The organism is Methanococcoides vulcani (assembly GCF_900111645.1).
GTDB lineage: Archaea > Halobacteriota > Methanosarcinia > Methanosarcinales > Methanosarcinaceae > Methanococcoides > Methanococcoides vulcani.
The window spans coordinates 309,129-318,782 of sequence record NZ_FOHQ01000001.1 but is presented as its reverse complement, the minus strand read 5'-3'; the positions used below and the strand labels follow the sequence as shown (position 1 = coordinate 318,782).

Here is a 9,654-nt window from a genome sequence, read left to right as displayed (position 1 = left end):
GGAGAACCTACAAGAATCTCAAGACCAGGTGCAGTATCGTTGTCATGACCATTGGTATGCTTCTCAAGGTCAATGGAAGGTGAAGCCTCAAAGACAGGTTCAGTGACACCGAAATAGTGGCTAAGATCCTCATCATATACCATCATGATTCCATGGTAAGCTGTTACATTACCAATGTTAGCATACTGACCTTCTTCAGCGGTACCTGAAGCATTGTAAACCCAAACCTCACCAGAATCCAGAATCTCATTTTCGTTAGCATCACCGCTGAGGTACACAGGATTGACACTGCCATCATTATCTAAAACAACGACATCCTGAAGGGGCAGGTCACCTGTGTTGGTGACGTTATAGGTCCATTCAACGGGAGAAACTACAAGAACCTCAAGACCAGGAGCATTGTCGCTGTCATAACCATTGGTATGCTTCTCAATATCGATAGAGATCTTACCATCGTCAGGATCAGGAGTGGGACTCACATTTGGACCGCCACCACTTGATCTTGTGATTCCAACGCCTTTATCATTTGAGATAATAAAAGCATCCTCCCATTCAGAGTATGTACTCTCATGTCGATCATCTGTAGGATCGGGGGCAAGCCCCGGAGAATTAGTTGAAATGCTTGTGAGACCACTCATTAGCAGTGTGATAAAGAGTAGGATACCTAATGGTTTGATTATTGGATGCATACCGAACCGCCACCGTTTATATTATTGTATATAAATAGAGGTATAAAATACAACGATATATAAATATATCTATGCATAGGTATATAATTATTATCATAATGAGGACAGTTGTAAGTATCAAACAATAGCCAAAACAAAGCAAACCGCATGCATTAACACGGAAATCAAATGAAGAAAAAATTAAGGAATACTAATTCACAAAATCAAGATCAGAATCAATATTGAAAAATAAAAAAGATAGAAGAATCAGCAAGTGAATTCCGTGTATTTTGAACGCTGAAGCGTCTTATCGAATGAGATGCGGCAATTTATCCTGCCATCAGAACATCGGGAGCTTTTTACCTACACCTTTCTCCTTTGCTGCATTATAGACAAGAAGTGCAGTTGCAACATCCTGTATCGCAAGACCTGTAGAATCAAATACCGTTATGTCCGAATCATCCAACCTTCCTGGATTTAGCCCTGCGATAACTTCACCAAGCTCACAGCAGATATCTTCGACCTTAATAACTCCACTTGACAAAGGAACATTGACCTCCCCGGAGTGTGATGCCTGGGCAATATCATCCACAACTACCCGGGATCGTATCAGTATAGAAGCTTCAAGTTCTTCCTTACCTGCAGCATCGGCACCAATTGCATTTATATGAGTGCCCGGTTTGATCCACTCACGCTTCACAATGGGTTCCCTTACAGGAGTTACAGTAACAAGGATATCGCAATCGCACACATCCTCTATTGATGAACAGACAGTAATACTACAACCTGCTTTAGACTCCATCTCCTGCTTAAATTGCTCAGCACGATCTCTATGTTCACTATAGACTTTAGCTTCCCCAAGATCGAAAACATTAGCAATAGCAAGTAATTGTGTTCTTGCCTGATTACCTGACCCCACAATTCCTAGAATACAGGATTCCGGACGTGCGAGATATTTTGCTGCAATACCACCTGCTGCACCAGTCCTGATATCCGTCAGATAAGTAGCATCCATAACTGCAAGTGGAGCACCTGTTTCAGTGGAGTTCAGGACGAAAAGTGCCATAACCGTAGGTAGCCCTTTCTGGCGATTATCCGGATGGACATTCACGACCTTCACACCTGCCACATCCTGCTCTTCAAGATATGCAGGCATCGTACGCAGATCACCATTGTGACCTTCAAAATATAGATAGGATTTCGAGGGCATCTGAACTTTTTTCCGACCATGCTGTTCAAATGCTTTCTCAACAGCATCCATTGCATCAGGAATATTAAGCAATGACCTGACATCTTTCTGGTCCAGCCATAGAATCTCCAAGATATATCACCCATTAATAGATGGATAACAGGCCGTATAAACTTTCTGTATTCCTTTAGTGCATTCAGCCATATTTTGCGACATCTTGATGTACTTTTAATATTAGTTATTTATGATGAAACAGATAGGGATCATTGTAACAGATCCTGATGACCCCACAGCTATTGCCTTTGGACAAGCTTGCCAAAAGAACAAGGTTGGGCATCAGATCATGGACCTTCAGAAAGCAGAAGTGTCAATTGAAAATAGAACCAAGTGGCGTATTGGAAAGATAGATCCATTGCAATTCGATGCTATCGTTGTAAGGGATGTCGGTGCCGGTGCGTTCGAGGGAGTCTCTTTCCGATTCGACATACTCAGACAGCTCGAGGAAGAAGGAGTCCTCGTTGTCAATTCACCTTCTGCAATCCAAAATGCTGCTAACAAATATTATGCATCCTGCCTGCTGTCCAACAAAGGGCTTCCTATACCAAAAACAAAAGTTGTTCAGGATACTGAAAGTGCAATAGAAGTACTTGAAGAAATGAAGGATGCCGTTATAAAACCTGTTTTCGGATATAAGGGCATGGGGATCCACAGGATAAAGAACGGCATGATCATGCCTGCCAATGGAACAGACCAGACAAAACTTGTTCCGGAACAGATCGATCAGCTTCTGGAACAGAGAGGAATGTTATACATACAGGAATTTATCGAGAATCCGGGTCGGGATATCCGTGCATTTGTTGTCAATGGAAAGCTCATCGGGGCGATATACAGGACTGCACCGGAAGGATCATGGATCAACAATCTGAGTCAGGGTGGATCTGTATCACAATGCAAATTATCCGCGGAGCAGGAAGATATCTGCATAAAAGCTGCCGGATCCATCGGGGCTTTCTTTGCAGGAGTTGATCTTGTAGAAAAGAGAGATACAAGTAACATTAAAGTAGACGGGAGTCTCATATTAGAGGTCAATGGAACACCCTCGGTGGCGGGGATATATAAGGCATGGGGAATTAATGCTGCTGACGATATAATAAGGGATGTTATCAAAGAGATATAACATAATAATTCATATTCATCGGGGAACTTTCAAATGGCAGAATATAAACAGTGTATCGTGATAAGGGATGATCTGAAGCTCTCAAAAGGGAAACTTGCAGTACAGGTAGCCCACGCTGCAGTATCGGCTGCGGAATGGGCTGGCCGATCCGACCTTGAAAAATGGAAAGAGGGAGGACAGAAGAAAGTGGTCTTAAGGGCAGAGAAACTTCAGGACCTCTTTGAGCTTAAGGAAAAAGCAAGACGTGAAGGGCTAGCTACAGCATTGATCACAGATGCAGGCCTTACCGAGATAGCACCTGGAACGGTTACTGCCCTTGGGATCGGACCGGCAAAAGCGGAAGCTATTGACAAGATCACAGGTTCCTTGAAATTGTTATAATCTTATGAGGCAAAGCAATGGTATGTCGTCACTGCCTGTTAATAACCATAATATATTTCCTGATAGTGGTTTCTATAGGAGCATTTGCTATATCCAACATTCCAATTGATTCCCAGGACATACAAGAGCTGCCTATATACAACTATTTAGCAGCCGACAGGGGCAATTTTGTTATCGATGCCGAAGAATTGACAGTTCCAAAGGTCATTTATGAGAAAGCTGACCGTATCGAAGACAAACCGCATGCCACCTCGACCAGGTCTCCTGCATTGGGAATCGCTACTTCATATTACTACACTAATTTCTATGAGAATAGCCCAGCAACAATAGAAGTCTTTGTTGAGAACCGGGCAGACACACCTATCTTCGTTTATAGCTATGGCGTCGAATTATCTGATGAAAAATTTAAGGGACAGGAAACAGGACATACTATAGAACCCGGCGAAAAAGAAAAGATCGGATTTATCTGTATTGATATTCCTGCAAATGTCGATTCCATGGACGTGAAACTGGGATTTGGGATCCTTGCTAGAACGAGCTCTGACCAATGGTATGATTATGGATTACAGTTTTTGGAAGAGATCAGTCTTGAAGTAATGCCCATAGTGAATGAAACCACTATAGAGTACGTATCTAACGAAGAACCGCTATTCACGATCACAAATGACAAGGTGGACCCAAGAAGTGAAGATGTGCGTGCACTTGCCGCCTCCGGTGCAATGGTTTATCCGGGAGAGTACAATATATACCAGGTATGTTCACTTTTCGACCATGTGAAGAGCGAGATCAAATACATGAGCGACCCCAGGGGAGAGGATTATTGGGCTACGCCTGATGAAACACTAAAAGTATGTGCAGGTGACTGCGACGATTCGGCCATCCTGCTTTCTTCACTTATAGAAGCCATTGGAGGAAGTACCCGGATGTACTTTACCGACACTCATGCCTTTACAACTGTATATATCGGAAAAGATGAGGAAGCAAGGGAGAACATTGATGCAGTAAAAAAATACAATGGATGTGTTCCCGTGTATTATACAACCGATGAATATGGGTCATGGCTGATACTGGACACAACATCCGGTCTTTATGCAGGAGATCTTCCAGCCGGAGCAATACCAACAGACGATGCCTGGGTCTTTACGAACACAGAAACAGTTAATATAATAGATATTATTCCTGACTGAAGGAGAAAAATATGTACAAAGTCCCACCTGTAGAAGAACAGATAGGAATTGAACTTTATAGCAGCAATACCCCCGGCATAGGAGGAGCCCTTCGAAGACAGATAGAGGATTTCGGAGTCATTGAGATCACAAACCGTGAAGAAGGGGATAACGGGAAATACACTATTGTTGAGCTTACCAAACATAATTGGGAGACACACCACCTGATAAGGGATATCTCCAGGATACTGAGAATCAGCCAGAAACGCATTGGTTTTGCAGGTACCAAGGATAAGAGAGCAGTTACAACGCAAAAAATAAGCTTCTACGATGTCCCCGAGGAAAACATAGAAAAGATCAAACTCAAGGATGTTGAACTAAAGGTCCTCGGAAGATCTAACAGGAGTGTGGAACTTGGGGACCTGACAGGAAACGAGTTCATTATAACTGTAAGGGATATCGATCTCGAGAAGGATGAGCTGAAAAGCAGAATGCAACAGACCACGGAATCCATAAAGGAGCAGGGAGGAGTCCCTAACTTCTTTGGGATACAGCGTTTTGGTGCATTCCGACCCATCACACATGTTGTCGGGGAATCCATCGTAAGGGGTGATATCGAAAAAGCAGCGATCGACTATATAGCAGCTGCCTATCCCGATGAGCCGGAAGAAACAAGAGAAGTACGTGAAATGGTCTTTAACAATCGGGATTATGTTGAGGGATTGAAAGGTTACCCATTACAATTGAGGTATGAGCGTGCCATGATGCATCATCTGGTATCTGATCCGGATGATTTTGCCGGAGCCATTGAAACCTTACCAATGAACATCAGGAAAATGTTCGTCCACGCATACCAATCATACATCTACAATACCATTATTTGCCAGCGCATAAAGAAAGGTCTGCCACTTAACAAGGCTGTCGTGGGAGATATTGTCTGCTTTAAGAATAAGGCAGGTCTTCCTGATAATTCCCGTATTGAAAAGGTCACCGAGGACAACATCGATGGCATGAACAATCTTGTCAAAAGGAAAAGGGCGTTTGTGACAGCACCGTTGATCGGTTATGACACGGAAATTGCATCCGGGATACAAGGAGAGATCGAAAGAGATGTGCTGGAAAAGCTGGATGTGCCTCTTGAAGGATTTAAAGTACCTGCCATGGAGAAGATGGGATCAAAAGGTCTTCGACGGGAGATCTTACTTGGAGTGGAGCCGCAATATCGCATCAGCGAAGATGAACTGAACGCTGGAAAATACAGCGTTACACTTGATTTTAACCTTCCAAAGGGAAGCTACGCTACAACTGTTCTGAGAGAATATATGAAAGTGGAACCTTCAAGAATGAGCTGATCAGAGAAGGACCAAAAAAAACAAGATCAAAAAAAAGTATAAAATAAAAAAAAGGAAAGGAATGGTTTTTAGATCAGTCCTTTCTTTCCTTGCTCTTTTTAAGCATTGCGTCCATAAATGCCTTGAACGGCGGGGATGGCCTTCCGGGTCTTGACCTGAATTCCGGATGGAACTGGGATGCAAAGTAGAAATCGTTCGCAGGGACCTCTGCGATCTCCATCCTGTTCTTGTTCTTTCCAGAGAAGATCATACCAGCTTCCTCAATACGATCAACATAGTTCGGATTGACCTCATACCTGTGCCTGTGACGCTCGATAATGGTGTTTTCACCATATATCTTCTCTGCAAGTGAACCTTCCCTGAGGGTGGCTTCATAGTCACCAAGACGCATTGTTGCACCCATATCTACCACATTTTCCTGCTCAGGCAGCAGGTCTATAACCGGATAAGGTGTGTCCTCATTGAACTCGCTGCTGTTTGCACCTTCCAATCCAACTACATTCCTTGCAAACTCGATCACTGCAAGCTGCATACCAAGACAGAGTCCAAGGTAAGGTATATTGTTCTCCCTTGCAAATTTGATCGAAAGGATCTTGCCTTCAGTCCCACGTTCCCCAAATCCACCCGGAACAAGTATTCCGTCAAAACCAGCCAGATCCTCAACACCCTTTGGACCATCATCAAAAGCTTCTGCATCAAACCATGTAATATCGAACTTGCAACCACACCCAATAGCACCGTGTTTAAGAGATTCCACAATGCTGATGTAGGAATCTTCAAGGTGAGTGTATTTTCCGACAATTGCAACCTTAACATTGCCGGTTGGGTTGTTCATTCTCTGAACCATCTCTTCCCACTTTGTATCTTCCAGAGTGGACTTAAGATCAAGTTTCTTTAAAAGGAAATCACTGAGACCTTCTTTCTCCAGCTGGAGTGGGACCTCATAGATGTCCGCAGAATCATGGGCACTAATGACCGCTTCGACCGGAACATCACAGAAAAGGGCGATCTTGGAACGAGTGCTTTCCATAAGTGCACTTTTGCATCTTGCAACGATCACATGTGGAGTGAGACCCAATTCCCTTAGCTCTTTAACAGAATGCTGTGTGGGTTTTGTTTTCTGGTCACCCTGTGAATCCATAGGCACCAGGGTCACGTGAAGAAATGCAATGTTCTCAGGAGACTCTTCCCTGTACATCTGCCTCAATGCTTCGAGGAATGGCATGCTCTCGATATCACCAACAGTACCTCCTACCTCGATGAGACAGACATCCGCGCCGCTCTTTGCTGCTATCCTGCGTATGCGGTCCTTTATCTCATTGGTTATGTGAGGAATGATCTGTACAGTCTTGCCAAGATACTCTCCCCTACGCTCTTTGTTTATGACTGCCTCGTAGATCTTACCGGTGGTCAGGTTGTGATCCCTTGTAAGTTCGGTATCAAGGAACCGTTCATAATTCCCAAGATCGAGATCAACCTCCCCACCGTCCTTCAGAACGTAGACCTCACCGTGCTGATAAGGACTCATGGTACCTGCATCAATATTGATGTAAGGATCGATCTTTATGGCTGTAACATTGTAACCTTTATTTTTTAGATTTCTGCCGACAGATGCTGTGGTGATCCCTTTCCCCAGACCACTCATAACTCCACCGGTGACGATGATATATTTCATGTGGATTCAACTACCTCATTTATTTTTAAATATTGGAAGCCTCGTTAACAGGTAAGCGATTAAAGATGTGAATACTATGGTAAAAGCTAATGCTGTATAAAAGTCGACCTCAAGTCCAATTTCCATATTGTTGCCTGATACCAGGCGTACAGCTATGTAGATCAGAGCTAAAATAATAATTAATGCCGAGAACAGTACAAGATTACGTGCGTCAAATATCTGAACAAAAGACTCGGAGATTCCCGGAAATATATCTGATAAGTGCCTTCCGGAATCAGATTCTTTATTTCTGGTCACAACCGGAGCAGGTGATGACAACCTTTCATCTATATCGATCGGAGCAGGACCATTGCCAGTATCCGACATTCCGATATTTACAGTGAAACTTTCTGTTTTTGAACCATATCCTACCGTTACAAATATCTTGCCTTTGTTCAGGAGGCGCCCGTCAAAGGGAATGCGTGCAATGACAGGTATATATTCCTCATGTGAAACATAGGGATTGTCTTCCAGGAATGTCAGGTTGTCCTGAAGCCCGTCGCTGGCAGATAAATGTACATGGGTCGGTGAACCGTAATTTATGATCACTATCTCAAAACTGTGTTCTCCACCGGGAGATAGGGGTATCTCCACTATATCGGATTCAAATTCAATGGAATTTACACCAAGACGATTTATATGTACCTGTTGCAAGTGTACTCAACCTCGTGTTTAGATTATTCCCTCAGCTCAGGAGGGAGCATGTTTGGGATGCCATCCTCAATCGGGAAATACTCGTTACATTTTGAACAATAGAGTGTTCCAGAGATAATTTCCTTTTCATCTTCTTTTGAGATATTCAGGACAAGATCACCTTTGCATATAGGACATGCCAGAATATCCATGAGATCTTTCTTCATTTACGATCACCAGACAAAAAAGTATTACAATTCATATCAAGGTTTTGGTTTTTCACAAAAACATAATACATTCATTCAAATAGATTAATCTATCAGTTATTCTCATTATAGGATTATGTTCGATCTGCTTATAAGGGTGCTTGATTTTGCATTCCCTATAATAATTACTATATTTATAGGACTTTTTGGAACGGGCTTCCTTATTGAGATGGGACTTATGCAAAAGTTCTCAAGGTTCACAGAACCTCTTTTCAAGCATACTCACCTTCCACAGGCCTGTGCATCTGCGTTCCTTGTATCACTTGGATCGACCGTTGCGGCGAACAGCATGGTTGTGAAAGTTAAGGACGAAGGATGCCTTGATGAGCGTGAAACAATGCTTTGTGCGATCCTGAACAGCACACCTGCATATATAAGGGAGATATTGACCTACCAGATACCGATCGTACTACCGGCACTTGGTCCCGTTGTAGGTGGTTTCTATGTAATGGTCTTCATACTCAGTGCCTTTGTGAAGGTCTCTGTTGTTATCATCCTGAGCAGGATCTGGTTCAAGGAGCACACGTGTGCAATACCCAAGCCGGAAAGAACAGAACGCCCACATGTAAAGGATGCTATAGGAAAGGCATTCAAAAGACAGAAACGCCTTTTCACGAAGATAGCCATCATTTACCTGACAATGACAACATTGGTCTTTGCTTTAAGAGAAAGAGGTGTTTTTGAGATGTTCAACGTCCTCCCACTTGCAGACATCTTCGGCATACCACCTGAAAGCATAATTCCCCTTTCAACATATGTCGCAAGTCCCATCCTTGGAGTATCACTGCTTGGACCTATGATCAGTGATGGAGGGATATCACACCTGCAGGCAATGATAGTACTTATGCTCGGAAGCATGTTCATGCTACCCATATTCAGTGTCAGGGCGATTATTCCACGTTACGTCTCTATTTTCGGACCAAAGATAGGATTGAGGATAGTGGCCTTTTCGACCGGAATGAGCATGCTTATAAGACTCATACTTTTGATCGTATTGTTATCCATAGCAAGAATATGAGTTATGGACCAGAAAGTTGATCAAAAGGAAAGAAAAACGACTGAAATTTAGAGAACTGATCAAAAAAGAAGAAAAGAAAGGTCAGTCTGA

At 43.1% G+C, this 9,654-nt stretch carries 9 protein-coding genes and 1 pseudogene; 5 read left to right on the top strand and 5 right to left on the bottom strand.

Annotation, left to right across the window (positions count from 1 at the left end; all coding sequences use genetic code 11):
* A pseudogene (locus tag BMX02_RS11755) lies at positions 1-689 on the bottom strand (hypothetical protein); the annotation flags it as partial.
* A 319-nt stretch (positions 690-1,008) separates the two neighbouring features.
* On the bottom strand, positions 1,009-1,989 hold the full coding sequence (gene ala / locus BMX02_RS01690) for an alanine dehydrogenase (RefSeq protein WP_091688503.1): 981 nt from the start codon (positions 1,987-1,989) through the stop codon (positions 1,009-1,011).
* 112 nt (positions 1,990-2,101) lie between these two features.
* Here ala and mptN point away from each other — a divergent pair, with 112 nt between their 5' ends.
* From mptN to truD, 4 genes are read left to right on the top strand one after another with little or no spacing between them, the layout of a single operon-like run.
* The gene (gene mptN, locus BMX02_RS01685; protein ID WP_342210526.1) at positions 2,102-3,034 is read left to right on the top strand and encodes a tetrahydromethanopterin:alpha-L-glutamate ligase; all 933 of its coding nucleotides are present in this window, start codon (positions 2,102-2,104) and stop codon (positions 3,032-3,034) included.
* Between the two features lie 33 nt (positions 3,035-3,067).
* The gene (gene pth2, locus BMX02_RS01680) at positions 3,068-3,415 is read left to right on the top strand and encodes a peptidyl-tRNA hydrolase Pth2 (protein WP_091688501.1); all 348 of its coding nucleotides are present in this window, start codon (positions 3,068-3,070) and stop codon (positions 3,413-3,415) included.
* A gap of 17 nt (positions 3,416-3,432) precedes the next feature.
* Positions 3,433-4,602 (top strand): transglutaminase-like domain-containing protein, encoded by a 1,170-nt coding sequence (locus BMX02_RS01675; protein WP_091688500.1) that lies wholly within the window; start codon positions 3,433-3,435, stop codon positions 4,600-4,602.
* A gap of 11 nt (positions 4,603-4,613) precedes the next feature.
* The gene (gene truD / locus BMX02_RS01670) at positions 4,614-5,933 is read left to right on the top strand and encodes a tRNA pseudouridine(13) synthase TruD (protein WP_091688498.1); all 1,320 of its coding nucleotides are present in this window, start codon (positions 4,614-4,616) and stop codon (positions 5,931-5,933) included.
* A gap of 73 nt (positions 5,934-6,006) precedes the next feature.
* Here the strand turns inward: truD and pyrG are convergent, their stop codons facing one another.
* The 3 genes from pyrG to BMX02_RS01655 are packed head-to-tail and all read right to left on the bottom strand — an operon-like array spanning position 6,007 to position 8,507.
* The gene (pyrG, locus tag BMX02_RS01665; RefSeq protein ID WP_091688496.1) at positions 6,007-7,608 is read right to left on the bottom strand and encodes a glutamine hydrolyzing CTP synthase; all 1,602 of its coding nucleotides are present in this window, start codon (positions 7,606-7,608) and stop codon (positions 6,007-6,009) included.
* Between the two features lie 15 nt (positions 7,609-7,623).
* On the bottom strand, positions 7,624-8,301 hold the full coding sequence (locus tag BMX02_RS01660; protein WP_091688494.1) for a DUF7524 family protein: 678 nt from the start codon (positions 8,299-8,301) through the stop codon (positions 7,624-7,626).
* Positions 8,302-8,324: 23 nt separating this feature from the next.
* Complete coding sequence (locus BMX02_RS01655; protein WP_048195261.1) at positions 8,325-8,507, bottom strand: methytransferase partner Trm112; 183 nt, start codon at positions 8,505-8,507, stop codon at positions 8,325-8,327.
* A 115-nt stretch (positions 8,508-8,622) separates the two neighbouring features.
* On the opposite strand from BMX02_RS01655, the gene BMX02_RS01650 reads away from it, so the two are divergent.
* The gene (locus tag BMX02_RS01650; RefSeq protein ID WP_091688492.1) at positions 8,623-9,564 is read left to right on the top strand and encodes a nucleoside recognition domain-containing protein; all 942 of its coding nucleotides are present in this window, start codon (positions 8,623-8,625) and stop codon (positions 9,562-9,564) included.
* Positions 9,565-9,654 lie beyond the last annotated feature (90 nt).

Excerpts from the sequence above, each read along its gene's own strand:
- BMX02_RS01655 (WP_048195261.1), bottom strand. The coding sequence starts at position 8,507 with ATGAAGAAAGATCTCATGGATATTCTGGCATGTCCTATATGCAAAGGT.
- pth2 (WP_091688501.1), top strand. The coding sequence starts at position 3,068 with ATGGCAGAATATAAACAGTGTATCGTGATAAGGGATGATCTGAAGCTC.
- BMX02_RS01675 (WP_091688500.1), top strand. The coding sequence starts at position 3,433 with ATGGTATGTCGTCACTGCCTGTTAATAACCATAATATATTTCCTGATA.
- BMX02_RS01650 (WP_091688492.1), top strand. The coding sequence starts at position 8,623 with ATGTTCGATCTGCTTATAAGGGTGCTTGATTTTGCATTCCCTATAATA.
- mptN (WP_342210526.1), top strand. The coding sequence starts at position 2,102 with ATGATGAAACAGATAGGGATCATTGTAACAGATCCTGATGACCCCACA.
- pyrG (WP_091688496.1), bottom strand. The coding sequence starts at position 7,608 with ATGAAATATATCATCGTCACCGGTGGAGTTATGAGTGGTCTGGGGAAA.
- truD (WP_091688498.1), top strand. The coding sequence starts at position 4,614 with ATGTACAAAGTCCCACCTGTAGAAGAACAGATAGGAATTGAACTTTAT.